A 25,461-nucleotide genomic window follows, 5' to 3' on the forward strand; every position below is an offset into this window, starting at 1 on the left:
TCGGCTAAGCGGAGGCGGCGGGCGCCGCGGCGTCCTCGGCCTGGGCCAGCGCCAGTTCCCGGGCGCGCGGCGTGTCGTGCGCTGCGCGGTGGTCGCGGGCGAAGACGGTGTAGACGGTGGGCAGCACGAACAGCGTGAACAGCGTGCCCACCAGCAGGCCCACCACGATGACCAGGCCCAGGCTGTAGCGGCTGTGCGCGCCCGCGCCGCTGGCGAACAACAGCGGGATCAGGCCCATGACCATGGCGGCGGTCGTCATCAGGATGGGGCGCAGCCGGATGCGGGCGGCCTGCTCCATCGCGGTGCGCCGGTCCAGCCCGTGGCTGACCTGCATTTCATTGGCGAACTCCACCATCAGGATGCCGTGCTTGCTGATCAGGCCGATCAGCGTCACCAGCCCGATCTGGGTGTAGATATTGATGGTGGCCATGCCCAGCGCCAGCGGTATCAGCGCGCCGCAGATCGACATGGGCACGCTCACCAGGATGATGAAGGGATCGCGCAGGCTCTCGTATTGCGCCGCCAGCACCAGGTAGATCACGATGATGGCGAAGATGAAGGTGATCATCAGCGCCGAGCCTTCCTGGCTGTACTGGCGCGCGTCCGACTGCCAGTCGTAGCTGAAGCCCGCGGGCAGGAACTTGGCCTGGTCGGTCAGGAACTGCACCGCATCGCCCATGGTGACACCCGGCATGGGAATGGCCTGGAAGGTGGCCGCGTTGAGCTGATTGAACTGGGTCAGCTTGTTGGGCTCCACGCCCATGGACACGGTCACGAGGTTGGACAGCGGTACCTGGGCGCCGCTGGCGCTCTTGACGTAGTAGCGCGCCAGCGACTCCGGCGAGATGCGCTGCTCGCGCAGGCTCTGCGGAATGACGTCATAGGAACGGCCGTCCATGCCGAAGCGGTTCACGTAGTTCTCGCCCACCAGCACGGCCAGCGTGTCGCCGATGGCCTTCATGGTGACGCCCAGGCTGTTGGCCTTGGCGCGGTCCACCTTCAGCTGTACCACCGGGTTGTTGTAGTCCAGGTCGCTGTCGACCACCATGAACAGGCCGCTCTCGCGCGCCGCCTTCTTCAAGCCCTCCATGGCCTCGTAGACCACCGGATAGTCGGACGCGCTCATGATGACCATCTGCACCGGCAGCCCGCCGGTCGATCCCGGCAGCGACGGCAGCTGGAAGGCGAAGATGTTGCTGCCCTCGACCTGGTTCACCATGGCCTGCATGTCGGCCTGGATCTGGTCGGCCGAACGGTGGCGCTTATCCCAGGGCACGAAGTCCACGCCGCCGATGCTGTTGGAGACGCCGTCGGAGCCGTTGATCAGCCAGCGCCCCTGCTGTTCGGGCAGGGTCTTCATGACGTCGTCCCACTTGCGGCCGAACTTCTCCACGTAGTCGATGTTGGCGTGCTGCGGCGACTTGATCGCCGTCAGCACGGTGGACTGGTCCTCCACCGGCGCCAGCTCGCGCTGCGCCGCGTTGTAGAGGAACGGCAGGCTGGCCAGCACCGCCACGGCGATCAGCCCGGTCACCCAGCGATGATGCAGCGAGACGTCCAGCACGCGGCCATAGGCGTCGCCCAGGCGTCCGAAGAAATGCTCGGCGCGGCGCGCCATCCAGCCCTCGGAAACGCGGCTGTCCAGCAGGAACGAACTCATCACCGGCGACAAGGTCAGCGCGATAACGCCCGACACCACCACCGATCCCGCCAGGGTGAAGGCGAACTCCTTGAAGAGCGAACCGGTAAGCCCGCCCATCAGCCCGATGGGCGCGTAGACCGCCGCCAGCGTAATGGTCATGGCGATCACCGGCCCCGCCACTTCGCGCGCGCCGATGAGCGCCGCGCGCACCGGCGACTTGCCCTCTTCGATGTGGCGGTGCACGTTTTCCACCACCACGATGGCGTCGTCCACCACCAGGCCGATGGCCAGCACCATGGCCAGCAAGGTCAACAGGTTCACGCTGAAGCCGAACAGCGCCATGATGGCCGCCCCGCCCAGCATGGACAGCGGAATGGTCAATACCGGAATCAGCACGGCGCGCAAGGACCCCAGGCACAGGAAGATCACCACCACCACGATGGCGACGGCCTCGATCAGCGTGCGCACCACGCCGTCGATCGAGGCGCTGATGAAGCGGGCCAGCTCGAACGGCACCTGCACGCTGGTGCCGGGCGGCAGGTTCTGCTTGATGTTGGGCAGCAGCTCGTTCAGGCGCTTGACGATCACCAGCGGATTGCCCACCGGCGTGGCGTTCAGGCCGAAGTACACCGCCGGCTCGCCGTCCATCAGGCCGCTGGAATCGGTGGACGCGGCGCCCAGTTCCACCGTGGCCACGTCGCCCAGGCGCACGATCGCGTCGCCCTCGCGCTTGACCACCATGTCGCGGAATTCCGCGACGTTGACCAGGTCCGTGTTGACCTGGATGTTGGAGACCACGTACAGGCCCTTGGCCTGTCCCGGCGCTGCCTGCACGTTGTTGTCGCGCAGCGCGTCGGCCAGCTCGCCCGCGGAAATGCCGCGCGCCGCCATCCGGTTCGGGTCCAGCCACACCCGCATCGCCAGTTTCTGTCCGCCGTAGAGCTCCACGCTGGCCACGCCGTCGATGGACGAGAGCTGCGGCTGCACCACGCGCGACAGATAGTCGGTCAATGACGCCAGCGACAAGGTGCTGCTGGAAAAGCCCACATAGGCCACGGCGGTCGCCTCACCGGCGGACTTGACCAGCACAGGGTCGTACACGTCCTGCGGCAGGCGGTACTTGACCTCGTTGACCTTGGCCATCACCTCGGTCATGGCCTTGTTGGAATCGGCGTTCAGCTTCATCCGCACCGTGATCACGCTGCGGCCTTGGGTGGAGGAAGACGACAGGTAGTCGATGCCTTCCACCGTGGCCACGGACTGCGCGATGGGCTGGGTGACGAAGCCCTGCATGAGATCGGGCGAAGCGCCCGGATACTGGGTGGTGATGGTGATGGTGGTGCTTTCGGTCAGCGGATACTGCCGCACCGGCAGGCCGCTCAGGGCCTTGATGCCCAGCAGCAGGATCAGCGTGCTGACCACCAGCGCCAGCACCGGCCGGCGTACGAAGAGATCGGTGAATTTCATGTTCTGCTCCGCGCCCTCACCGGACTTGCGCCACGGTCTGCTGCGCGGCGTCCAGCGCCACGGTGTCCTGGGCGCTGACCTCGACCGCCGCGCCGTTGTGCAGGCGCAGCTGGCCCGAGGTCACGACCTGGTCGCCCGCCTGCAGGCCTTCGGTCACGACCACGCGGCCGCGCACGCGCTCGGCCGTCTTCACGTAGGCCTGCCGGACCGTCGTGCCGGTGGACGCCTCGCCCGCCTTGGGCGGGTTCAGCACGTAGACGGAATCGCCATAGGCGCTGTAGCTGACCGCAGTTTCCGGCACGGTGATCACGCCGGGGCGCGCCGGCAGGCCGATCTGGCCCTGGGCGTACATGCCGGCCGCGAGCGCGCGGTCGGCGTTGGGCAGGGTCGCCTGCACGCGCACGGTGCGCGATCCCGCATCCACCTGCGGCTCCACGGTGCTGATCTGGCCTTCGAAGACGCGGCCCGCATGGGCGTCGACAGTCACCGCCACCGGCAGGCCCGCGCGCAACGCACCCATGGCCTGCTCGGGCAGGGTGATGTTGGCATACATGGCGGAAGCGTCGGTCAGCGATACCAGCGGATCGCCGGCGCGGGCGAATTGCCCCAGGTTCACGCGGCGCACGCCCAGCACGCCGTCAAACGGCGCCTTGACGCGCTTTTGCTCGATCAGCGCCTGCACCCGCTTGATGTCGCCCGCGGCCTGGTCGTAGTCGGCCTGCGCCTGGTCCAGCTGTTCGCGCGTGGCGGCCTGCTGCGGCAGCAGGCGGCGGGTGCGATCCAGCAAGGCGCGCGCATTGCGCGCCTGGGCCTGCAAGCGGGCCAGTTCGCCCTGCTCGGGCGCGTCGTTCAACTGCACCAGCAACTGGCCGGCCTGGACCTGCGCGCCCGAGGCGAACAGGATACGGTCGACCCGGCCGTCCACTTCGGCCGCGACCTGCACCTGGCGCGCGGCCTCCAGCGAGCCGATGCCGCTCAGCGTGACCGGGAAGTCCGCCTGCCGCGCGGCGGCCACCGCGACCTTGGCCGGCGCCATGGCCCAGCCGCCCTTTTGCTGCGCGCCGCCGTACTTCCAGTACAGCCCGCCGCCCGCCAGCGCCAGCGCCACGACCCCGGCCGCCCACGCTCCTGATTTCGCCTTCATGATTGACTCGCTATTTATCAAAGAATGTTCTTGGATAATCCACGATATCGGGCATTTCGTCAAAAGGGTTAATCCAATCCCCGGCATAGCGGCGGACTATGGCGTGCAAGCCCCTGCGGGGCGTGTGGGCATAAAAAAACCGCCAGCAAGCTGGCGGTTTCGCGGGGTACGGCGCGGCTAGGTCCGCACCATGTGCAGATAGTGGCGGTGGCGTTCGTACTGGTCCAGGATGTCGCCGATAACGGCATCGCGGCTCCAGCCCATGATGTCGTAATCCTGCCCCCCTTCACGCAGGTGGACCTCGGCGCGGAAGTACTTGCGCTCTTCCTCATCGGCCGCTTCCTCGGGCGTGAGGCTGGGGCGTACGAAGGCCTCCGGCTGCACGGCGTAGGAGAAGTCCAGGTGTTCGCCATGGGAGACTTCCATGATCACGCCCTCATCGTTGCCGTGTTCGCGCACTTCCACTTGATAGCCCTGCTTGCGCAGTTCATCCGCCACGTCTTCCAATGCGGGGCGCACCACGTCGCCGATGAAGCGCTGCACATGGGCGCGGCGCGGCATCATGACCATGTTGCGCAGCCGCCGCTCCCAAGACTGTCCGCCGCGCGCCGGGCGCGACAGCGTCAGCGACTGATAGCGGATGCCGCGCTTGGTCGCGTCCAGCTTGAGCGCCTTGAACAGGCCCCACAGCGACAGCAGCAAAATGATGGAGAAAGGCAGCGCGCTGGCGATGGTAGCGGTCTGCAACGCTGTCAGGCCGTCGGCCAGCAGCAGCGCGATCGCCACCGCCCCCATCAGCACCGACCAGAAGATGCGTTGCCACACGGGCGTGCGGTCCGAGCCGCCGGAAGCCAGCAGGTCGACCACCAGCGCGCCCGAGTCGGCCGAGGTGACGAAGAACACCGCCACCATCGCGATGGCGACGACGGACAGCACCCCGCTCCAGGGCAATTGTTCCAGGAAGGCGAACAGCGCAAGGGAAGAATCGGCCTGCACCACTTCCGCCAGGCCCTGCACCTTGTCGACCAGGATCATGTGGATGGCGGTATCGCCGAACACCGTCATCCAGAACAGCGTGAAGCCGGCCGGCACCAGCAGCACGCCGGTGACGAATTCGCGGATGGTGCGGCCGCGCGAAATGCGCGCGATGAACAGGCCCACGAAGGGCGACCAGGCAATCCACCAGCCCCAGTAGAACAGCGTCCAGCCGCCGATCCAGTCGGTCGGTTCATAGGCGTAGAGGTTGAAGGTCTTGTTGACGATATCGGACAGGTAAGCGCCCGTGTTCTGCACGAAGGTCTGGAACAGGAACACCGTGGGGCCGACCACCAGCACGAACAGCAGCAGCACCGCCGCCAGCACCAGATTGGTCTCGGACAGGATGCGGATGCCCTTGTCCAGGCCGCTGGCCACCGACAGGGTCGCCAGACCGCAGGTGACGATGACCAGGATGATCTGCGTGGTCACGCCCACCGGAATGCCGAACAGGTGGTTCAGGCCGCTGTTGATCTGCGCCACGCCCAGGCCCAGCGAAGTGGCCACGCCCAGCACCGTGCCGATGATGGCGAAGATGTCGACCGCATGCCCGATAGGCCCGTGGATGCGGTTGCCGATCAGCGGATACAGCGCCGAACGCAAGGTCAGCGGCAGCCCGTGCCGATAGCTGAAGAAAGCCAGAATCAGCGCCACCACCGCGTAGATGGCCCAGGCATGCAGCCCCCAGTGGAAGAACGTGATCTTCATGGATTCGCGCGCCGCGAGGGCGGTGCCGCCTTCGCCCACCGGCGGCGCGATGAAGTGCATCACGGGCTCGGCCACGCCGAAGAACATCAGGCCGATCCCCATGCCCGCGGAGAACAGCATCGCAAACCAGGTGAAGTTGCGGTAATCGGGTTCGCTGTGGTCGGGCCCCAGCTTGATGTCGCCGTACCGGCTGACCGCCAGGAACACCACCGCAATCAGGATGATGGCCACAACCAGGATGTAGAACCAGCTGGCGTTGCCCAGGATCCAGCCCTGCATGGACTCGAACAGGCCTTGCGCGACCTTGGGCGCCAGGATCGCGAATCCCACCAGCAGCAGCGTGAACACGGCCGCCGGAAAAAACACGGGACGATTGATGGTGGATGGTCGGGTTTCTGAAGTCATGCTGCCGCTCCTTTCGCCCGAGGGTTGGAAATTCCAGCGCGCGTCCCCCTCAGTCCGGCGCGCGCCGCAAGTATTACTATCACGGCCTAAGGCCGTCTGACAATCAGTAACCTCAAGCCGGGCCGGCCAGAGGAGAGATATCCATGATCGATCACCTGGACCATCTGGTCCTGACCTGCACCGACCCCGCCGCCACGGTGGACTTCTATACCCGGATCCTGGGCATGCGCCTGGAGACCTTCGGAGAGAACCGCCAGGCGCTGCGCTTCGGCAACCAGAAGATCAACCTGCACGTGCGCGGCCATGAGTTCGAACCCAAGGCCCACCTGCCCGTGCCGGGCGCGCTGGACCTGTGCTTCATCGCCGACCGTCCGCTGGAAGAGGTGATCGCGCATCTGAACCGCGAAGGCGCCCGGATCATCGAAGGCCCGGTGCCGCGCACCGGCGCGACCGGCAAGATCCGCTCGGTCTACCTGCGGGATCCGGACCTGAACCTCATCGAAATCTCGGAATTGCTGGCCTGAGGCCGGGGACCGGCCGCCTTACTCGGTCTTCGGTTCGCCGAAGACCACGCTGCGGAAGAAACCGGCCAGCACGGCCTCGGTCATTTCCGGCGTGACGGCCTGCGGATCGAAGGCATAGCTGAACTGCATGCCGTCCGACAGGGCCAGCAGGCCCAGCGCCATTTGCTCCGGCGGCATGCGTAGCGGCGTGCCGACCCGGGCCGAAAACTGCTGCACGTAGTCCGTGACGGCTGCGCGCAATTCCCGCATACAGGCCAGAAAGCCTTCGCGGAATTCAGGGTCGCGGACCGCCTGCAGCTTGCCTTCCATCCACAGCAGGAAACAGTCGTTCTGGCGAAAGTGCGTGGAGTAGTGCTCGAGCACGCGCGCTTCCATCTGCGGGCGCGACGACCCGTCCTCGAAGATGGCGCGCATCTCGTTCATGACGCTTTCGTGGTCGCGTCTGAGCAGTTGCAGGAACAGTTCGGACTTGCTGCTGAAATTGGAATAGAAGGCCCCGCGCGTGTAGCCCGCCTGTTCGGCGATGTCCTCCACGCTGGTCGCCACAAACCCTTTCGCTACAAAAATCGATTGCGCAGCGTCGAGCAGACGCTGGCGCGTCTGATCACGGCTTTGCTCTCGCGTAAGGCGGACTTTTGACATGGCGCGAGTTTAGCACTGAGGCGTATTTCAAATTCATCATTGAATCTGAATTCATACCTGTATTAGAATCCAGGCCGTATCGGGCCGGAACCGGCCCTTATTCCCGAATTTCCGCGCCGCGAGGTGTTACGTGACTTGCCCTGGCCCTGCCGCGCGCCTTGCCGCGCGCTCCGCCGCGGCCGCCCCCGCGGCGCCGCTTTCGCCCTCCACCCGTTCCCGCCGTTGGCCGCGCCTGTTGTCGCTGCCGGGCGCAGCCGCCCTCGCCTTGTTGCTGGCCGCCTGCGGCCGCAACGAGGCGCCCCCGCCCGCGCCGCGTCCGGTGGTCGCCATGCCGGCCCAGGCCGATGAACGCTTGCCGGCCTGGACGCTGCCTGGCGAAGTGCAAGCGCGCTACAGCACGCCGCTGTCGTTCCGCGTGGGCGGCAAGATCATCGAGCGCCAGGTCCGGCTGGGCGATGCCGTCACCCCCGGGCAGATCGTCGCGAAGCTGGATCCGGCCGACGCCGCCAAGAACGCGGCCAGCGCCCGCGCGCAGTTGTCGGCGGCCCAGCACCAGCTGGACTATGCGCGCCAGCAGCTGGACCGCGACCGCGCCCAGGCCCGCGAAAACCTGATCGCTGCGACCCAGCTGGAGCAAACCCGCAACGACTACGCCACGGCATTGGCGCAGCGCGACCAGGCGCAACAGCAGGCGGCATTGGCGGCCGACCAGCTCAAATACACCACGCTGCAGGCCGACCATGCTGGCGTCATCACCGCGGAACAGGCGGACACCGGACAGAACGTGGCCGCCGGCGAGCCGGTCTACAACCTGGCCTGGTCCGGCGACATCGATGCCATCTGCGACGTACCGGAAAGCGTGCTGGCGGGCCTGGCCATCGGCCAGCGCGCCAGCGTCACGCTCGGCCCCCTGCCCGGCCAGACGTTTTCCGCGGTGCTGCGCGAGATCGCGCCGGCCGCGGATCCGCAAAGCCGCACCTATCGCGCCAAGCTCACGCTGGAATCCCCGACCCCGGAGGTGCGCCTGGGCATGACGGCCAACATCAGCTTCGACAACCGCTCAGGCGAAAGCCTGACGACCTACACGGTGCCGGCCACCGCGCTGTTCCATGACGGCCCCGCGCCCGCCGTGTGGATCGTCAAGCCGGACGCCGACACGCTGGAGCTGCGCCGCGTCCAGGTGCTGCGCTACGACGCCCGCACCGTCACCCTGTCCAAGGGCTTGCAGGCCGGCGAACGCGTGGTCTGGCAAGGCGTGCACACGGTGGCCGCCGGCGAGAAAGTCCGCGCCGTGCCGCCGCTGCATCCCGAGGATTTCGCCTCATGAGCGGCCCGCAGCAGGACGCTGCGACCCAGGCGCATCGCCACGAGGAAGGCCGCTTCAACCTGTCGGCCTGGGCGCTGCGGCACCAGCCGCTGGTCGTCTTCATCATCACGCTGATCACGCTGTTCGGCGTGCTGTCGTACTCGAAGCTGGCGCAATCGGAAGATCCGCCCTTCACCTTCCGCGTCATGGTCATCAAGACGCTGTGGCCCGGCGCCACCGCGCAGCAGGTGCAGGAACAGATCACCGACCGCATCGGCAAGAAGCTGCAGGAAGCCCCCAACACGGACTTCATGCGCAGCTATTCGCGGCCGGGCGAGTCGCTGATCTTCTACACCATGAAGGACTCCGCGCCCGCCAGCGCCGTGGCCGAGCAGTGGTACCAGGTGCGCAAGAAGGTCGGCGACATCTCGGCCACGCTGCCCCCGGGCGTGCAAGGCCCCTTCTTCAACGATGAATTCGGCGACGTCTACACCAACATCTACACGCTGCAGGGCGACGGCTTTTCGCCCGCCCAGCTGCACGACTACGCCGACCGGCTGCGCACCGTGCTGCTGCGCGTGCCTGGCGTGGCCAAGGTGGACTACTTCGGCGACCAGCCCGAGCACATCTACGTCGAGATCTCCAACACCCAGCTCACGCGACTGGGCGTGTCGGCCCAGCAGATCGCCCAGGCCATCAACAGCCAGAACGCCGTGACGAGCGCGGGCACGTTGACCACCGCCGACGACCGCGTCTTCGTGCGGCCCAGTGGCCAGTACGCCAACAGCCGCGTCCTGGCCGAGACGCTGATCCGGGTCAACGGCAAATCTATCCGGTTGGGTGACATCGCCACCATCCGCCGCGGCTACCAAGACCCGGCCGTCGAACAGATGCGGCTGGGCGGCAGCTCCGTGCTGGGCATAGGCATCACCATGCAGCCGGGGCGCGACGTGGTCCATCTGGGCAAGGCTTTGAGCGCCAAGTTCGAAGAACTCCAGGCCCAGCTACCCGCCGGGCTGACGCTGAAGGAAGTCTCCAGCATGCCCAAGGCGGTATCGCATTCGGTCGACGACTTCCTGCGCTCCGTGGCCGAAGCCGTGGCCATCGTGCTGGCCGTGAGCCTGGTGTCGCTGGGCTTGCGCACCGGCATGGTCGTGGTCATCTCGATCCCGGTGGTGCTGGCGGTCACGGCGCTGTTCATGGACATGTTCGGCATCGGCCTGCACAAGGTATCCCTGGGTACGCTGGTGCTGGCGCTGGGCCTGCTGGTGGACGACGCCATCATCGCGGTCGAAATGATGGCAGTGAAGCTCGAACAGGGCTGGAGCCGCGCGCGCGCCGCCGCATTCGCCTACACCAGCACCGCCTTCCCCATGCTGACCGGCACCCTGGTCACGGTGGCGGGCTTCCTGCCGATCGCGCTGGCCAAGTCCAGCACGGGCGAATACACCCGTTCCATCTTCCAGGTGTCCGCCATCGCGCTGATCACCTCCTGGTTCGCCGCCGTGGTGCTGATCCCGCTGCTGGGCTACCGCCTGCTGCCCGAGCGCAAACGCGAAGCCCATCTGCCCGACGACCACGAACACGATATCTACAACACCCGCTTCTACCAGCGCCTGCGCGGCTGGGTGGGCTGGTGCGTGGACCGCCGCTACCTGGTGCTGGGCGCCACGGCGCTGGTCTTCGTGGCTGCCATGGCCTGCTTCCGCTTCGTGCCGCAACAGTTCTTCCCGAGCTCCGACCGCAGCGAACTGCTGGTGGACGTGCGCCTGCAGGAAGGCGCGTCGTTCGCGGCCACGCTGCGCCAGGTCGAGCGGCTGGAAAAGACGCTGGAAGGCCGTCCGGAAATCGACCACTCGGTCAGCTTCGTCGGCACCGGCGCGCCGCGCTTCTATCTGCCGCTGGACCAACAGCTCGCCACCCCGAACTTCGCCCAGCTGGTCATCACCACGCATTCGGTCGAGGACCGCGAGAAGCTCGCGCAATGGCTGCAGCCCGTGCTGCGCGAGCAGTTCCCGGCCATCCGCAGCCGCCTGTCGCGCCTGGAGAACGGCCCGCCCGTGGGCTTCCAGGTGCAGTTCCGCGTCAGCGGCGACAAGATCGCCGACGTGCGCGCGGTGGCCGAACAGGTGGCAGCCGAAGTCCGCGCCGATCCGCGTTCGACCAATGTGCAGTTCGACTGGGACGAGCCGTCCGAACGTTCGGTGCGCTTCGAGATCGACCAGCAGAAGGCGCGCGAGCTGGGCGTCAGTTCCAGCGACATCTCGGACTTCCTGGCCATGACGCTGTCGGGCTACGCGGTCACGCAATACCGCGAACGCGACAAGCTGATCACCGTGAGCCTGCGCGCGCCGCAGGAAGAGCGGATCGACCCCGCGCGCCTGAGCACCCTGGCCATGCCCACGCCCAACGGCGCGGTGCCGCTGGGCAGCCTGGGCCACGTGCGCTATGACCTGGAGTACGGCGTCATCTGGGAACGCGACCGCCAGCCCACCATCACGGTGCAAGCGGACGTCGCCGCTGGCGCGCAAGGCATCGACGTCACCCGCGCCATCGACGCCAAGCTCAACGCCCTGCGCGCCGGACTGCCCGTCGGCTACCGCGTCGAGGTGGGCGGCCCGGTGGAGGAAAGCGCCAAGGGCCAGTCCTCGATCAACGCCCAGATGCCGCTGATGGCGGTGGCCGTGCTGACCCTGCTGATGCTGCAGCTGCAAAGCTTTGCCCGCGTGCTGATGGTGGTGCTGACCGCGCCGCTGGGACTGATAGGCGTGGTCGCGGCGCTGCTGCTGTTCGGCAAGCCCTTCGGCTTCGTCGCCATGCTGGGCGTGATCGCCATGTTCGGCATCATCATGCGCAACTCGGTCATCCTGGTGGACCAGATCGAACAGGACATTGGCGCCGGCCACAAGCGCGTGGACGCCATCGTCGGCGCCACCGTGCGCCGTTTCCGCCCGATTACCCTGACGGCCGCGGCCGCCGTGCTGGCCCTGATCCCGCTTTTGCGCAGCAACTTCTTCGGCCCCATGGCCACCGCCCTGATGGGCGGCATCACCATCGCCACCGTGCTGACGCTGTTCTTCCTGCCGGCCCTGTATGCCGCGTGGTTCCGCGTCCGCCACGACGAGCGCGACGAACCCGAAGGCGTGCCGCCGGGCGCCAACGCCGGCGACACGGTGGAACGGGGAGCATGACGATGAACCGACTTTCCTTGCGCCTGGCCGCCCTGCCCCTGACGCTGGCCTTGGGTGCTTGCGCCTTCGCGCCCAGCAGCAAGCCGCCCGCGGTCGCGCAACCGGCGCAATACGGCGTCGAGGCCACGCCCGCCGCAAGCGCCGCCGCCCAGGGCGTGGCGCAGCGCTTCGAACAAGGCGCGCGGCCCGTGCCCGAATGGTGGAAGCGTTATGAATCAGAGGCGCTGAACGCGCTGGTGGCCGAAGGCCTGACCAACAGCCCGGACCTCGCCGCCGCCGAACGCAACCTGGCCGGCGCGCGCGAACAGCTGCGCGGCCAGGTGAATTCGTCGCTGCTGCCTTCGGTGGACGCGGGCGCCGACGCCTCCCGCCGGCGCGCGCTGACCATGCCGAACCTGCACGAACCGACCGCGCAGTACAACGTCTTCACCGGCCAGATCCACGCCAAGTACGACCTGGACCTGTTCGGCGCGGCGCGCTTTGCCAACGCCTCGCTCGCGGCCCAGGTCGAGCAGCAGGCCTTCCAGCTGGAATCCGCCCGCCGTTCGCTCGCCAGCAATATCGTCACCGGCGCCATCACTGCCGCCGCACTGGCCGAACGCGTGGCGTTGACGGAAAAGCAGGTCGTGCTGGCGCGACAGGTGGCGCGCGACACGCAGCGCCGCTACGAACTGGGTTCGGCCTCGCAGAACGACGCGCTGGACGCGGACCAGGATGCCGCCACGCTGGAAGCGTCCCTGCCCGGCCTGCGCGCGCGCTGGCATGCGACGCGCCATGCGCTGGCGGTGCTGCTGGGCCGCAACCCAGACCAGGCCCCACCCGATCTCGCCTTCAGCATGCTGGCCGTGCCGCAGCAAGTGCCGGTGGTGGTGCCGTCCGAACTGCTGGCTGCGCGCCCGGACATCCTGTTCGCGGATGCGGTGGTGCAAGCCGCCGCGGCCGACGTGGGCCTGGCCACCGCGCAGTTGTTCCCCAGCCTGTCCTTGTCCGCGTCCATGGGCAAGAGCGGCTTCAATTGGCCCGCGGCGATGTCGGGCGCCGGCGCCATCTGGGCGGTTGGCGCTACGCTCACGCAACCCATCTTCCATGGCGGCGCGCTGCTGGCCGAACGCAGCGCGGCCAAGGAACGCTACGAAGCCGCGCTGCTGCAATACAAGCAGACCGTGCTGACCGCCTTCCGCGACGTGGCCGACACGCTGTCGCGGTTGGATGCCGACGGGCAGGCGCTGGCCTCCGCCGAAGCCTCGCGCCGCTCGGCCGAACAGTCCTACCGCAACACCGCCAGCCGCGTGCGGCTGGGCGCGCTGGCGCCTTATACCGAATACGCCGCGGAACAGCATTACGTGGCGGCCCGCCTGCGCGAGATCGAGTACGCCAATGCGCGCCTGACCGAAACGGCGGCGTTGTTTCAGGCCATGGGGTCGCCGGCCCGCGCCGCGCAGCAATAGCGCATCCAGCCAAGATCGCCGCAGGCCCGCACGCAAGCCCTCGCGCTCACGGCGCGGGGGCTTGTTCCTTCATGCGCGTGGCCAGCGCCAGCGATTCGATGCGGCGGGCGGCCGACTGCAGCAAGGCCGTGGTCTTGTCCTGCGCGATGGTGTTGAGCCGGGCCGCAAGAAAGGTGACGGTCAGCGCGCCGAACACGCGGCGGTCCTCCTGGAACACCGGCACCGCGATGCCCGCCCGCTCCGGCGAGATCTCGCCCACTCCCAGATAAAAGCCCTGCACCCGGATCTGGTCCAGCTTGCCGGTGAATTCGGCCTGCGTCGCGCCCAGGCCCAGGTCGCGGATCTCGTCCGCATGGGCTTCGTACAGGCGGCGCTGGTCCTTGCGCGGCAGGAACGCGACGATGATCTTGGCCGTGGCGCCGCGGAACAGCGGATGGGCGCGGCCGCGGCCGTGCGGAATGCCCAGTTCGTCTGGACCGCGCTCGTGGTGGATGTTCAGGATGCGCAGGCCGTGGATCACGCTGAGCAATACGTCGCCGCCCACCTGGTCCACCACCTCGCGCATGATCGGGCGCGCCACTCCCAGCACCGGATCGCCGTCGATGATGAGGTGGTCCAGTTCGATGATGCGCGGCCCCAGCTTGTAGCCTTCGCCCGTCACCCGCAGCAGATAGCCCAGGTCCGTCAGGTCGCGGATGTAGCGGTAGCCCGTGGGCGCCGAATACGACAGGCGCGAAATGATCTCTTCCGCCGACAGCACCGGGGTTTCGAGACTGAAGAGGTCAAGTATCGCTAGGGCTCGCTTCAGGGTGGACATGGCGGTCGTGGGGCGGGGAACAACGCGGGATCGGGCGCAGCGTATCACAGGGGTGCGTGCGGCGCGCCTGTGTCATTGGCGCAGCCTATCGCACCCAGCCCAAGCTCAAGACTCAAACTATCGTTTTCCTATTTTTTATCATTTATAGATAAAAACTAATTGGATTGAATTATTTTTTATCGAATAATGATATTCAAGCAATGGGCAGATTGACGTCCAACACGCCACTGAACCTGCGGAAAACATCAGGGGAAAATCCATGAAGCAGTCTTGCAGCACCAAGGGCGGCATCAGCCGCCGGCATTTCCTGGGGGCCTCGGCCGCCACCTTGGCCAGCGCTGCCCAGGCGCGGCCCGGCCGCGCCTGGGCAGCCGGCTATCCGGCCGAACGCGCCATCCAGTTCATCGTGCCCTTCCCGGCCGGCGGCGGCACCGACCTGGTGGCGCGTCCGCTGGCCCAGGGCATAGGCGAGGCGCTCAAGCAAAGCGTGGTCGTGATCAACAAGGGCGGCGCCGCGGGCAACATCGGCACCCAGCAGGCCGCCCGTTCGGCGCCGGACGGCTACACCATCGCGCTGGGCTCCACCGGCACGCACACGGTGAACCAGAGCCTGTACCAGAACATCGGCTACGACCCGGTCAAAGACTTCGAACCGGTGTCCATGGTCTGCTACTACAACAACGTGCTGGTGGTGCACCCGTCGTTTCCGGCGCGCACGCTGCAGGAGCTGGTCGCGCTCATCAAGGCCAATCCGGGCAAGTACTTCTATGGCATCACGCAGAACGGCAGCTCTGCCCACCTGGCCATGGAACTACTCAAGGCCACGGCCGGCCTGGACCTGCCCGGCGTGCCGTACAAGGGCGCGGCGGCCGCGGTCAACGACTTCCTGGGCGGGCAGTTTCCGATCCTGATGGACGTGGTGATCAACCAGCAGCAATTCATCCGCGGCGGCAAGTCGCGCCCGCTGGCCGTGACCTCGGCGCAGCGCGCGCAGGCGCTGCCCGACGTGCCGACCGTGGCGGAATCGGGCTTTCCCGGCTATCAGGCCATAGGCTGGAACGGCGTGTTCGCGCCCGCGGGCACGTCCGCCGCCATCATCCAGACGCTCAATGGCGCCGTGCAAAGCGCGCTCAAGCAGCCCGCCCTGGAGCAGTTGACGCAGAACGGACTGGAGCTGCACGGCAGCACCCCGCAAGAACTGAGCCGTTTCGTCGCGACTGAGAGCGAGAAGTGGCGCACGCTGATCAAGAACGCCGACATCAAGGCCACCTGATGCAACGCATACCCTACGGCGTCCCCTTGGACGCCAGCGCCAATCCCTGGCTGCCGCTGGACCGCGAACTGCGCGCGCAGGGCCTGCGCGTCGCGGGCGCCGCGCCGGTGCGCGCGGTGGTTTGCGTCACCGTCCACGTCGACGGCCCCGCCGTCGAGGTCGGCCGCAAGCAGTTCCCGGCCGGTCCCCATACCGCGGGCCGCTATGCCATCCGCCGCGGCGTGGCGCGGCACCTGGAGATCCTGGCGCGCCACGGCATGCCTGCCACGTTCTTCGCCTGCGGCTACGACGTCGAGCACTATCCGGCGACCTTCCACCGCATCCTGGAGGCAGGCCACGAGATCGCCGCCCACGGCTATCTGCACGAAGCCTGGGACCTGGGCGATGACGAGCCCGCGCTGCTGGAGAAAACCCATCGCATCATCCAGCGCGAGCTGGGCGTAACGCCGGCGGGCTGGTGTTCGCCTTCGGGCCGCAAGAGCCATCGGACCCTGCCCGCGCTGCGACGCCTGGGCTATTGCTACGACGCCAGCGAAAAGGACCAGGACCGTCCCTACCTGCCGGCGGACACGGCGGATTTCATCATGCTGCCGAACAACACGGTCTCGCTGGACGACTATCCGTTTTACTTTTCGGGCCACAGCCTCGCGGCGGAAGCGTATGACAACTGGGTGCAGGAATTCGAGGCGCTGCGCCAGGCCGAAGGCTATGTGCATCTGACCGTGCACCCCAAGGCTGCCGGCGGTTCCGGCACGCCGGCCCGCGCCGCGGCGCTGGACCGCTTCCTGGCCTATCTGGCCGCCCAACCCGATGTGCACGTCATGACGCTGGAAGCGCTGGCGCGCCACTGCCTTGCCCGCCCCGACGCCTGGAGAAGCGCATGAGCGCCGACAAAACCGTACTGGTCACCCTCAATGTGCAGGGCACCGGCCCCGAAGCCGCGACCCAGCCGGAAGCCTCGCTGCACGGCCGCGACGCGCATGGCCGCTATACCTACGGCGGCGGCCTGGCGCGCGTGCTGGACATGCTGCGCCGCCAGGACATCCGCGCCACGCTGTTCTGGCCGGTGTTCGAAGCCGAACGCTGCCGCGACCTGCTGGATCAAAGCCTGCGCGACGGTCACGAGGCAGCCTCGCAAGGCAATGCCTACGAAGACCTGCCCGCGCTGGGCGAGCGCGAAGGCGAAGTGCTGGAACGGGCCCGCGACCGGCTGGCCGAACTGACCGGCGCCCCCCCGCAGGGCTTTCGCTATGCCAGCGCGTTTACCGCCAGCACCGTACCGCTGCTGCACCGGCTCGGCTATCGCTACGACAGCAGCGCAATCGACGACGACGCCCCCTACGCCCTGGACGCCGACGGCGGCCCCGGCATGCTGGAGCTGCCCTGGAGCGAAGGCCTGTGCGACGCCACCCATTTCAGCCGCCGCGTGACGCAGGACCGCGCCTACGCGCACTGGGTGGAACAAGGCGACGCGCTGCTCGCGGCCGATGGCTATGCCTGCCTGACCTTGCATCCGCGCGCCGACAACGGCGTGGGCCGCGCGGCCAGGCTGCTGAAAGTCGAGCAACTGCTGGAGCGCTTCCGCGCCGCGGGCGCCAGCTTCAAGACCTGCGCCGAATTGGCCGCCGCCTCCCTCCATACGCGCTGAACGCAGGACGCCCATGGCCTGCTTGCACTGGTAAACCCTGAGCAATATTGGCGCCAAAATAAGCTAACATTTTTTCGCCAACCAATTTCCACCCCAGATTGCGGCGCGGCGCGCCGCCCTATGTCCATGACCCAGATCACCCAATTTCCCTTCGTATCGGTTTCGGGCGCGCCCGAGGCCCGCGGCCGCTCCTATGGCCAGCAAGCTGCCGATCGCGTGCGCAAGAGCGCCAAGATGTACGGCCAGACCCTGGTCGACCTGGGCTATGACGCCATGGCGCGCACCCAGCTGATCAACGGCTTCGCCCGCGAGATCGAGAACTTCGCGCCGCACTACCTGGAAGAGATGCGCGGCATCGCCGCGGGCGCCGACGTGCCGTTCGAAGACATCGTGATGGTGAACGCCCGCACCGAAGTCATCGCCAAGGCCCGCGCCGAAAAGAAGAAGGCCGCCGAACTGGAGCCGGGCGACGGCTGCACCGGCGCGCTGATCCTGCCGACGCGCTCGGCCAACGGCCGCCTGATCCATGGCCAGAACTGGGACTGGCGCGCGGAATGCGCCGAGACCGCGATCGTGCTGCGTGTGCGCAACGACAACGGCCCCGACATGCTGACCTTCGTCGAAGCGGGCGGCCTGGCGCGCAGCGGCCTGAACAGCGCCGGCGTCTCGATCACCGCCAACTACCTGGAATCCGACCGCGACTTCCGCCAGCTGGGCGTGCCGCTGTCGCTGATCCGCCGCAAGGTGCTGGAACAGGAACACTTCGCGCTGGCGATCAAGGCGGTGGCAACCACGCCCAAGTCTTGCTCCAACAACATCATGATCGGCATGGCGGCGGGCTTCGGGGTCGATTACGAATGCACCACCGACGAAGCCTTCCCCATCTACCCGGGCAGCGATGACCTCATCGTCCACGCCAACCACTGGGTCAGCGACGTGGCCCTGTGCAAGCTGCGCGACACGGGCCGCGCCAGCACGCCGGAAAGCGCCTACCGCGACTGGCGCGTGCGCCGCCTGTTGAACGAACAATCCAAGCTGACGCGCGAAGACTTGAAGCGCGCGCTGTTCGATGACTTCGGCGCGCCCTATTCGGTCTGCCGTCCGCCGCGCCCCGGCAGCCACGACAACCTGTCGGCCACGGTGGCGATGGTGATCATGGAGCCCGAGGCCGGCCTGATGGAAGTCGCGCCGCTGCCGGCGCTGAACCGCAGTTTCACCCGCTACAGCCTGAGCGCCGAACCCGAACTGCTGGCTGCCGCCTGAAGCGGCGCGCCCGCGCAACCCCAGGAAGACGTATCGATGAAAAACCATTTGTTGAGCGCCGCGGTTGCGCTGGCGCTGGGTTCCATGGCCGGCGCGGCCTGGGCGCAATCGGCCCCGCCGCTGCGCATTTCACTGACGGCGGACATCCGCTCCACCGAACCCGGCGTCAACCGCGACAGCAACAGCGACGCGGTGGTGCTGCACATCGTCGAGGGCCTGGTGGCCTACGGCGAGGATGCCGAGGTGCGGCCGCTGCTGGCCAAATCGGTGGACATCAGTCCGGACGGCAAGACCTATACCTTCAAGCTGCGCGAAGGCATCACGTTCCACAACGGCAAGCCGATGACGTCGGCCGACGTGCTGTGGACCTGGCAGCATTACACCGCGGCCAATTCGGGCTGGCGTTGCGCCAGCGAGTTCGACGGGCGCGGCACGGTCAAGGTGACGGGCGTGGAAGCGCCGGACGCGCAGACGGTCGTCTATCACATCGAAAAGCCCAGCAGCCTGTTCCTGGCGACGCTGGCGCGCGCCGACTGCGGCGGCACCGGCATCCTGTCCAAGGACTCGGTGCGCGCGGACGGTTCCTGGGACAAGCCCATCGGCACCGGGCCATTCGAATTGGCGGAATGGAAGCGTGGCGAGTACGTGCGCCTGACGAAGTTCGCGGGCTATTCGAACCTGGACGGCAAGCGCGACGGCTATACGGGATCGAAGCGGCCGCTGGTGGACGAGGTGCGCTTCCTGATCGTGCCGGACGATTCCACCGCCAAGGCGGCCCTGCAGCGCGGCAACATCGACATCATCGAGGACGTGTCCAATAGCGACGTGCCGGTGCTGCAAGGCACGCCGAACGTCAAGGTGGCGCATGCGCCGGTGATGAGCATGACCGCGCTGCTGATGCAGACCAAGGATCCGGTGCTGGCCAATCCCAAGATGCGGCAGGCGCTGGCGCACGCGATCGATTACCAGCAACTGGCGGCGGCAGTGACGGAAGGCCTGGCCCAGCCCAACAATTCGATCGTGCCGCTGGTTTCGCCCTACTACGACGCGGCGCAGAAGCAGGGCTGGAACTACGATCCGGCGCTGGCGCAGAAGCTGCTGGGCGAAGCGGGCTACAAGGGGCAGGATCTGACGATCCTGACGACCAAGCGCTATCCGCAGTCGTACAACTCGGCGGTCATCATCCAGGCGATGTTGCAGGCGGTGGGGATCAAGGCGCAGCTGTCGGTGGTGGAGTGGGCGACGCAGCTGGACCGCTATAACGCGGGCACTTACCAGATGATGACGTTCCCTTATTCGGCGCGGCTGGACGCGGCGCTGAACTACGAGATGGTGACGGGGGACAAGGCGAAGCAGCCGCGCAAGGTCTGGGACAATCCCGCCGCGCTGAAGCTGATCGAGGCGGCGTCGTCGGATACGGATCATGCGAAGCGGCAGGCTTCGTTTGATCAGCTGCATAGGCTGTTCCTGGCGGATGTGCCTAGTATTCCTTTGTACAACGGGTTGGATATTGGGGCTTATCGGGCGGATATCAGGGGGTATCAGCCTTGGGCGGTCAAGAAGCCGCGGGCATGGGAGGTGGAGCGGGTTTCGGCTCCTTGATGTTGATTTTGTTGTCTTTGTTGGTGCCGGTGCGGTCTTCGTAGGTCGCCCGGCGGCGCGGGCCTGGTGGCTGCTCGCGCCCACGATTGCGGTCCGGAGCGTTCGCTCCGGACTGCCCCTTCGTCATCTTCGTCCTCGCCTTCGGCGACTCCTTCAGATTCCCTCGGGCGCATCGAGGTTGCTCGCAGCCACCAGGCCCGCACCGCCGGGCTACGAGTTTCTTGGTTCGCTGCGCCGTCAGACCCGTGGGTAGTGGCGAGGTTTGCGGGGCCCGCTGAATGCGGCCGCCTGCGCGGCCGCATTCAGCTTACTTGGTGGTGGGGCGTCGGAGCGGTGTGCGCTGGCGCGCTGGCGTGGGTCTTGTTTTTTCTCTCCTGCGGTTTTCTCCCCCCGCACCTTCCTTTCCGTTTTTTTCTCCGCTTTCGCTCTGCCTTCCCTTCTTCTCCCCTTTTCTCGCCACTCTGATTGCCTGGCCGTATCCGGCCACGCCTATTAGGGATACTACTGGTATCTCTTTGGGATACCAGTGGGGTACCTTCTCATCCGTTACGCGCGGCGGCAACTCGGAGTCTCTGTCGTCCGCGCTTTTTTCTTACGCTGCAACACACATGAACGCTACTCAACGCACCTATCAGACCCTGCTGGACCAGATCGTTTCGCGCCGGATTCCGGCGGGGGAAGTGTTGGAGGAACGCCGGTTGGCGGATGAGCTGGAGGTGTCGCGCACGCCGTTGCGCGCGGCGATGAACCGGTTGTTGGGCGAAGGGATGCTGGAGCGGCTGTCCAACGGATCCATCGTGGTGCGCTCGTTTGGCGTGACGGACCTGCTGGAATTGCTGCAGATCCGCAGCCTGCTGGAAAGCGAGGCGGCGGCGATGGCGACCGGGCGGATTCCGGCGGAGCCGCTGGAAGGGCTGCGGGCGCGCTTGCAGGCCTTGCTGGATGCGAAGACGCCGGACGAAAAGTCGGATTGGGAGGTCGATAACGCGCTGCACGATCTGGTGGCGGCGTACTGCGGCAACCGGAATCTGGCGACGATGATCACGGCGACGCGGCGGCAGGTGCGGATGTGCGATGTGGAGCGCTTGCCGCAACGGCAGGTGCAGGCGCGGGAAGAACACTTGGCGATCGTGGAAGCGCTGCTGTCGGGCGAGTCGGCCCGGGCGCGGCAGGCGATGGCGGCCCATCTGGAGAACGTGCGGCGCAGCTATGTGAATTCGCTGGGGTATCTGAGCCATGGCGCGTGACCTGGACGCATCCCCGCGCGTGATCCGCCCGCGGCCGCTCACGCCCGAGGCCTTTGCGCCATATGGCGAGGTGATCGCGCACCAGGGCGCGGAGCGCCGTCACTATCTGACCGAGCCCATGCGGCATGGGCCCGAGGTGGTTCGCCAGGCCGGCTGGGTCAGCCGGGTGCAGGCGGCGCCGGGGCCGGTGGAGATCCGGCTGATGGAACGCCACCGCCATGCGGCGCAGAGCTTCGTGCCGTTGACGGACTCGCCCTATCTGGTGGTGGTGGCGCCGACCGGCGCCGACGATCTGCCCGACATGGCGCGGCTGGAAGCGTTTCTCGCGACTGGCAGCCAGGGCGTGTGCTACCGCGTGGGCGTCTGGCATCACGGCCTGACCGTGTTGCAGGGGCCGGCGGAATTCCTGGTCCTGATGGGCCAAACCGGCCGCGGCGATGACGACGAGTTCTGGCAGGCGCCGGCTCCGCACGCCCTGGTTTCGATTTCCGATTGACCCTACCTCAATGGCTAGCCCCGCTATGACTACCGATCATCCGCACTTGCGCCGCGATTTCGTCGGCTACGGCGCCAACCCGCCCGATCCCCGTTGGCCGGGCGGCGCGCGCCTGGCGTTGAACCTCTGCATCAATTACGAGGAAGGCGGCGAGCCTTCGGTGCCGGACGGCGACGCTGAATCCGAGACCGGCCTGACCGAGGGCGGCGCCGGCGGTTTCGCCGGGCGCGACCTGGCGGCCGAATCGATGTTCGAGTACGGCAGCCGGATCGGCTTCTGGCGCGTGCACCGGCTGCTGCAGGAACGCGGCATGGCGGCCACGATACTGGGCTGCGGCCTGGCGCTGGAACGCAATCCGGAGGTCTGCGAGGCCATCAAGGCGGCGGGCTATGACGTGTGCGCGCACGGCTGGCGCTGGGAACGGCACCAGAACCTGACGCTGGAAGAAGAGCGCGAGCGCATCCGCCGCACCGTGGAATCGATCACCCGCACGGTGGGTTCGCGCCCGCTGGGCTGGTACTGCCGCTACGGCCCCAGCCTGAACACCCGCGCCCTGCTGGCCGAGGAAGGCGGCTTTCTGTACGACTCCGATACCTATAACGACGAGCTGCCCTACTGGACCGAGGTCGGCGGCAAGCCCCACCTGCTGGTGCCTTATGGCCTGGCCAATAACGACGCCAAGTTCATCCGCGGCGGCATGGCCACGGGGCAGGACCTGTTCGAGTACCTGCGCGACGCATTCGACATGCTGTACGAGGAAGGCGCCACGGCTCCCAAGATGATGTCCGTGGGATTGCATCTGCGGCTGGTCGGCCAGCCGGGCCGCGCGGCAGGCCTGGCGCGCTTCCTGGACCACGTGGCGGCGCACGGCGACGTCTGGGTCTGCCGGCGCGCCGACATCGCTCGCCACTGGCATGCGCACCATCCGGCCGCCCAGGGCGCCGCGCGCTGATTCGTTTTCTGCATCGCCCACGTTTTCTCATCAGGAGAGCAGCATGTCGAAGTACCAGAAAATCAATCGCCGCGGCCTGCTGGCCACGGCCCTGGCCGGGTTGCTGGCGCTGGGCTTGAGCCCGGCGGCGCAAGCCGAGGCCTATCCCAGCAAGCCGATCCGCATCGTCGTGCCCTTCCCGCCCGGCGGCGCGGCCGACACCCTGGCGCGCGCGCTGTCGCAGCAGTTGAACGACACGCTGGGCAAGCAGGTCATCGTGGAAAACCGCGCCGGCGCGGGCGGCACCATCGGCACCAATGCGGTGGCGCGCGCGGAGCCGGATGGCTACACGCTGCTGTTGGGCAACGTGTCCACGCTGGCGATCGCGCCCAGCCTGTATCCGAACCTGAACTACGACCCGGTGAAGGATTTCACGCCCATAACCCTGGTGGGCAAGAGTCCACTGGTATTCGCGGTCAATCCGGGCCTGCAGGCGAAGAACCTGCCCGAACTGATCGCGCTGGCGAACAAGGATCCCGGCAAGCTGACCTTTGGCTCTTCCGGCGCGGGCAGCATCACCCACCTGACCGGTGAAGTGCTGAACCTGGCCACGGGCGGAAAACTGGTGCACGTGCCCTACAAGGGCAGCTCGCCGGTGCTGCTGGCGGTGGCCTCGGGCGAATTGAGCATGGGCGTGACGCAGGTTGTGGAGATGCTGCCGCAGTACAAGGGCGGCCGGGTTGGCGCCGCGGCGGTGACGGGCATCGAGAAGTCGCCCGCCCTGCCCGACGTGACCACCGCTGCCTCGCAAGGCGTGAAGGGACTGGAAGCCACCACGTGGTACAGCCTGATGGCGCCCGCGGGCGTGCCGGCGGAAGTGGTGCAGCGCCTGCATCCGGCGCTGGAAAAGGTGCTGACCAACGCCGAGCTGCGCAAGCGCTTTGCCGACGAGGGCCTGATCCTGGCGCCGTCCACGCAGGCGGAGCTGAGCGCGTTCCTGGGCAATGAAGTGCGCGACTGGGCCGCGGTGATCAAGCAGGCGGGCGTGAAGCTCGACTAGCGGCTGGCGCCGGGCCGCGAGCGCGGCCCGGCGCCATCAAGCGTCCTACTTGCCGTCGCGGACCTTGGTTTCCCAGGCCCGCGGCTTGCCTTCCCAGACCGAAAATCCTTCCACGCGCTTGCTGGATGCCCAGGCGTCCGCGCCGTTGTACAGCATCAGCATCGGGGTCTGTTCCAGCATCAGGGCGTGCAGCTGGTCGAACAGCGCCTGGCGCTTGGCCGGATCGGATTCCAGGAAACTCTCATCGATCAGCTTCTGCGCCGCGGGGTCATCCCAGACCTTGCGCGGCTGCTTGGCCTTGTCGCCCGAAAACTGCTCGAAGCTCAGCGACGGGTCCAGGCGCGAAGAAAACGAGAACGAGCTGATCTGATACTTGCCGGTGTTGTAGCGGTCCAGCTGCGTGGCCCATTCCAGCACCTCGATCTTGGCGTTGATGCCCACCGCCTGCATCATGGCCTGGGCGATCACCGCCACTTGATAGCTCGGCACGTGGGCGCGCTTGTTGGCGTAGATGATCACGGGCTCGCCCTTGTAGCCGGCTTCCTTCAGCAATTGCTGCGCCCGGGCCGGATCGTATTTGTAGCCGCGCTTTTCCGCGTCCTTGTAATAGGCCGAACCCGCGTAGACCGCGGAATTGTTCAGTTGGCCCAGGCCTTCGGAGGCGGCGGCCACGACCTGCGGAATATCCAGCGAGGCGGCGATGGCCTGGCGGATCTTCACATTCTTCAGCACCGGATCCTCGGTCTGGAACAGCAGCACGTGCTTGACCGCGTCATGCGGGCTGAACACCGTCAGGTTCTTGGCGTTCTTCAGTTCGCCCACATCGGTGTTGGTGATCTGCGCGGCGTCGATGGCGCCCGACAACAGGCCCGCCTTCGAAGTGGACGGATCCGGCACCACCAGGAACTTGACCTCATCAGCCAGCGGACGCTTGGAGCCCACGTAGCCGTCCGGCTTGTCGCCAGCGGGCGAGACGTAATCCTTGTAGGCCGTCAGCAAGGTGTATTCACCGCGCTTCCAGTCCTTGAACATGTAGGGGCCGGTGCCCACCGGCTTGATCCAGGAACCGTCGGCGGCGACCGAATCCTTGGAGATGATGGCGGTCATGCCGCAATCGGTGCGGGCCAGCGAATCCAGGAACACGGCCGACTTGCGGTCCACCTTCATCACCACGGTCTGCGCGTCGGGCGCGGACACGTCCGTCACCTTCAGGCCGTTGCGGCCGTCAAAGTCGCTGCGGCAGCGCCAATCCGTCTTGGGATCCATGTAGCGCTGCCAGTTCCAGACCACATCGGCCGAGGTCAGCGCGGCGCCGTTGTGGAACTTGACGCCGTCGCGCAGCTTGAAGGTATAGGTCAAACCGTCTTCCGACAGGTCCACCGACTTGGCCAGCAAGGGTCCCACGGTGCCGTTCTCGCGATAGCCGACCAGGCCCTCGACGATGTTGAGGATCACGCCGTCGGTGGTGTTGTCGCGGTTGACGCCGGGGTTGGTCGAGCGGATGTCGGCGGGCTGGGCGATGGTCAGCAGCGCGGCCTGGGCCGAACCGGCGGCGGCCAGCGCCAGGCTGAGCGCGAGCGCTCTAGGTACGAAAACATGGTGCATGCAAAGA

General features: G+C 67.0%; 19 protein-coding genes. 13 read left to right on the forward strand and 6 right to left on the reverse strand.

Annotated features, from left to right (window positions below):
* Positions 1–4: 4 nt before the first annotated feature.
* The 3 genes from IAG39_RS24425 to IAG39_RS24435 all read right to left on the reverse strand — a co-directional run bounded on the left by IAG39_RS24425 (position 5) and on the right by IAG39_RS24435 (position 6,401).
* Complete coding sequence (locus IAG39_RS24425; protein WP_059374997.1) at positions 5–3,109, reverse strand: MexW/MexI family multidrug efflux RND transporter permease subunit; 3,105 nt, start codon at positions 3,107–3,109, stop codon at positions 5–7.
* 16 nt (positions 3,110–3,125) lie between these two features.
* Positions 3,126–4,253, reverse strand: coding sequence for an efflux RND transporter periplasmic adaptor subunit (locus IAG39_RS24430; RefSeq protein WP_118931887.1), 1,128 nt, complete (start codon positions 4,251–4,253; stop codon positions 3,126–3,128).
* 177 nt (positions 4,254–4,430) lie between these two features.
* The gene (locus tag IAG39_RS24435) at positions 4,431–6,401 is read right to left on the reverse strand and encodes a BCCT family transporter (RefSeq protein WP_059375000.1); all 1,971 of its coding nucleotides are present in this window, start codon (positions 6,399–6,401) and stop codon (positions 4,431–4,433) included.
* A 143-nt stretch (positions 6,402–6,544) separates the two neighbouring features.
* Between IAG39_RS24435 and IAG39_RS24440 the strand changes: the two genes are divergently transcribed.
* Complete coding sequence (locus IAG39_RS24440) at positions 6,545–6,925, forward strand: VOC family protein (protein ID WP_059375003.1); 381 nt, start codon at positions 6,545–6,547, stop codon at positions 6,923–6,925.
* An 18-nt stretch (positions 6,926–6,943) separates the two neighbouring features.
* Here IAG39_RS24440 and IAG39_RS24445 read toward each other — a convergent pair whose 3' ends face one another.
* The gene (locus IAG39_RS24445; protein ID WP_059375005.1) at positions 6,944–7,567 is read right to left on the reverse strand and encodes a TetR/AcrR family transcriptional regulator; all 624 of its coding nucleotides are present in this window, start codon (positions 7,565–7,567) and stop codon (positions 6,944–6,946) included.
* 130 nt (positions 7,568–7,697) lie between these two features.
* On the opposite strand from IAG39_RS24445, the gene IAG39_RS24450 reads away from it, so the two are divergent.
* The 3 genes from IAG39_RS24450 to IAG39_RS24460 are packed head-to-tail and all read left to right on the forward strand — an operon-like array spanning position 7,698 to position 13,512.
* Positions 7,698–8,894 (forward strand): efflux RND transporter periplasmic adaptor subunit, encoded by a 1,197-nt coding sequence (locus tag IAG39_RS24450; protein WP_059375006.1) that lies wholly within the window; start codon positions 7,698–7,700, stop codon positions 8,892–8,894.
* Positions 8,891–12,064: an efflux RND transporter permease subunit gene (locus tag IAG39_RS24455; RefSeq protein ID WP_118931888.1), complete on the forward strand. Its 3,174-nt coding sequence runs from the start codon at positions 8,891–8,893 to the stop codon at positions 12,062–12,064. Before IAG39_RS24450 ends, IAG39_RS24455 begins: the two co-directional genes overlap by 4 nt.
* A 2-nt stretch (positions 12,065–12,066) precedes the next feature.
* The gene (locus IAG39_RS24460; protein ID WP_118931889.1) at positions 12,067–13,512 is read left to right on the forward strand and encodes an efflux transporter outer membrane subunit; all 1,446 of its coding nucleotides are present in this window, start codon (positions 12,067–12,069) and stop codon (positions 13,510–13,512) included.
* 46 nt (positions 13,513–13,558) lie between these two features.
* Here the strand turns inward: IAG39_RS24460 and IAG39_RS24465 are convergent, their stop codons facing one another.
* Entirely contained in the window at positions 13,559–14,329 is a 771-nt protein-coding gene (locus IAG39_RS24465) for an IclR family transcriptional regulator (RefSeq protein WP_118931890.1), read from the reverse strand.
* Positions 14,330–14,588: 259 nt separating this feature from the next.
* Here IAG39_RS24465 and IAG39_RS24470 point away from each other — a divergent pair, with 259 nt between their 5' ends.
* From IAG39_RS24470 to IAG39_RS24510, 9 genes are all read left to right on the forward strand, one after another.
* Complete coding sequence (locus tag IAG39_RS24470) at positions 14,589–15,602, forward strand: Bug family tripartite tricarboxylate transporter substrate binding protein (RefSeq protein ID WP_118931891.1); 1,014 nt, start codon at positions 14,589–14,591, stop codon at positions 15,600–15,602.
* On the forward strand, positions 15,602–16,486 hold the full coding sequence (locus tag IAG39_RS24475; protein WP_118931892.1) for a polysaccharide deacetylase family protein: 885 nt from the start codon (positions 15,602–15,604) through the stop codon (positions 16,484–16,486). Before IAG39_RS24470 ends, IAG39_RS24475 begins: the two co-directional genes overlap by 1 nt.
* Complete coding sequence (locus IAG39_RS24480; protein ID WP_118931893.1) at positions 16,483–17,250, forward strand: polysaccharide deacetylase family protein; 768 nt, start codon at positions 16,483–16,485, stop codon at positions 17,248–17,250. Before IAG39_RS24475 ends, IAG39_RS24480 begins: the two co-directional genes overlap by 4 nt.
* 126 nt (positions 17,251–17,376) lie before the next feature.
* Positions 17,377–18,513: a C45 family autoproteolytic acyltransferase/hydolase gene (locus IAG39_RS24485; protein WP_118931906.1), complete on the forward strand. Its 1,137-nt coding sequence runs from the start codon at positions 17,377–17,379 to the stop codon at positions 18,511–18,513.
* Between the two features lie 36 nt (positions 18,514–18,549).
* Entirely contained in the window at positions 18,550–20,115 is a 1,566-nt protein-coding gene (locus IAG39_RS24490; protein WP_118931894.1) for an ABC transporter substrate-binding protein, read from the forward strand.
* Between the two features lie 608 nt (positions 20,116–20,723).
* Positions 20,724–21,362, forward strand: a complete 639-nt coding sequence (locus IAG39_RS24495; RefSeq protein ID WP_059375022.1) for a GntR family transcriptional regulator — start codon at positions 20,724–20,726, stop codon at positions 21,360–21,362.
* Positions 21,352–21,858 carry an ureidoglycolate lyase gene (locus IAG39_RS24500; protein WP_118931895.1) on the forward strand — a complete coding sequence of 169 codons (507 nt, stop codon included), beginning with the start codon at positions 21,352–21,354 and terminating at the stop codon, positions 21,856–21,858. The genes IAG39_RS24495 and IAG39_RS24500 overlap by 11 nt, the downstream gene beginning before the upstream one ends.
* 25 nt (positions 21,859–21,883) lie before the next feature.
* Entirely contained in the window at positions 21,884–22,810 is a 927-nt protein-coding gene (locus IAG39_RS24505; protein WP_118931896.1) for an allantoinase PuuE, read from the forward strand.
* Between the two features lie 43 nt (positions 22,811–22,853).
* The gene (locus IAG39_RS24510) at positions 22,854–23,849 is read left to right on the forward strand and encodes a Bug family tripartite tricarboxylate transporter substrate binding protein (RefSeq protein WP_059375028.1); all 996 of its coding nucleotides are present in this window, start codon (positions 22,854–22,856) and stop codon (positions 23,847–23,849) included.
* A 45-nt stretch (positions 23,850–23,894) separates the two neighbouring features.
* Here IAG39_RS24510 and IAG39_RS24515 read toward each other — a convergent pair whose 3' ends face one another.
* Positions 23,895–25,454 carry an ABC transporter substrate-binding protein gene (locus IAG39_RS24515; RefSeq protein WP_118931897.1) on the reverse strand — a complete coding sequence of 520 codons (1,560 nt, stop codon included), beginning with the start codon at positions 25,452–25,454 and terminating at the stop codon, positions 23,895–23,897.
* Positions 25,455–25,461 lie beyond the last annotated feature (7 nt).

The organism is Achromobacter xylosoxidans (assembly GCF_014490035.1).
Taxonomy (GTDB): Bacteria; Pseudomonadota; Gammaproteobacteria; order Burkholderiales; family Burkholderiaceae_B; genus Achromobacter; species Achromobacter bronchisepticus_A.

What these genes read in the sequence shown, in the direction of transcription:
- IAG39_RS24425 (WP_059374997.1), bottom strand. Translation starts at nt 3,109, where the DNA reads ATGAAATTCACCGATCTCTTCGTACGCCGGCCGGTGCTGGCGCTGGTG.
- IAG39_RS24430 (WP_118931887.1), bottom strand. Translation starts at nt 4,253, where the DNA reads ATGAAGGCGAAATCAGGAGCGTGGGCGGCCGGGGTCGTGGCGCTGGCG.
- IAG39_RS24435 (WP_059375000.1), bottom strand. Translation starts at nt 6,401, where the DNA reads ATGACTTCAGAAACCCGACCATCCACCATCAATCGTCCCGTGTTTTTT.
- IAG39_RS24440 (WP_059375003.1), top strand. Translation starts at nt 6,545, where the DNA reads ATGATCGATCACCTGGACCATCTGGTCCTGACCTGCACCGACCCCGCC.
- IAG39_RS24445 (WP_059375005.1), bottom strand. Translation starts at nt 7,567, where the DNA reads ATGTCAAAAGTCCGCCTTACGCGAGAGCAAAGCCGTGATCAGACGCGC.
- IAG39_RS24455 (WP_118931888.1), top strand. Translation starts at nt 8,891, where the DNA reads ATGAGCGGCCCGCAGCAGGACGCTGCGACCCAGGCGCATCGCCACGAG.
- IAG39_RS24460 (WP_118931889.1), top strand. Translation starts at nt 12,067, where the DNA reads ATGAACCGACTTTCCTTGCGCCTGGCCGCCCTGCCCCTGACGCTGGCC.
- IAG39_RS24465 (WP_118931890.1), bottom strand. Translation starts at nt 14,329, where the DNA reads ATGTCCACCCTGAAGCGAGCCCTAGCGATACTTGACCTCTTCAGTCTC.
- IAG39_RS24470 (WP_118931891.1), top strand. Translation starts at nt 14,589, where the DNA reads ATGAAGCAGTCTTGCAGCACCAAGGGCGGCATCAGCCGCCGGCATTTC.
- IAG39_RS24475 (WP_118931892.1), top strand. Translation starts at nt 15,602, where the DNA reads ATGCAACGCATACCCTACGGCGTCCCCTTGGACGCCAGCGCCAATCCC.
- IAG39_RS24480 (WP_118931893.1), top strand. Translation starts at nt 16,483, where the DNA reads ATGAGCGCCGACAAAACCGTACTGGTCACCCTCAATGTGCAGGGCACC.
- IAG39_RS24485 (WP_118931906.1), top strand. Translation starts at nt 17,377, where the DNA reads ATGACCCAGATCACCCAATTTCCCTTCGTATCGGTTTCGGGCGCGCCC.
- IAG39_RS24490 (WP_118931894.1), top strand. Translation starts at nt 18,550, where the DNA reads ATGAAAAACCATTTGTTGAGCGCCGCGGTTGCGCTGGCGCTGGGTTCC.
- IAG39_RS24495 (WP_059375022.1), top strand. Translation starts at nt 20,724, where the DNA reads ATGAACGCTACTCAACGCACCTATCAGACCCTGCTGGACCAGATCGTT.
- IAG39_RS24500 (WP_118931895.1), top strand. Translation starts at nt 21,352, where the DNA reads ATGGCGCGTGACCTGGACGCATCCCCGCGCGTGATCCGCCCGCGGCCG.
- IAG39_RS24505 (WP_118931896.1), top strand. Translation starts at nt 21,884, where the DNA reads ATGACTACCGATCATCCGCACTTGCGCCGCGATTTCGTCGGCTACGGC.
- IAG39_RS24510 (WP_059375028.1), top strand. Translation starts at nt 22,854, where the DNA reads ATGTCGAAGTACCAGAAAATCAATCGCCGCGGCCTGCTGGCCACGGCC.
- IAG39_RS24515 (WP_118931897.1), bottom strand. Translation starts at nt 25,454, where the DNA reads ATGCACCATGTTTTCGTACCTAGAGCGCTCGCGCTCAGCCTGGCGCTG.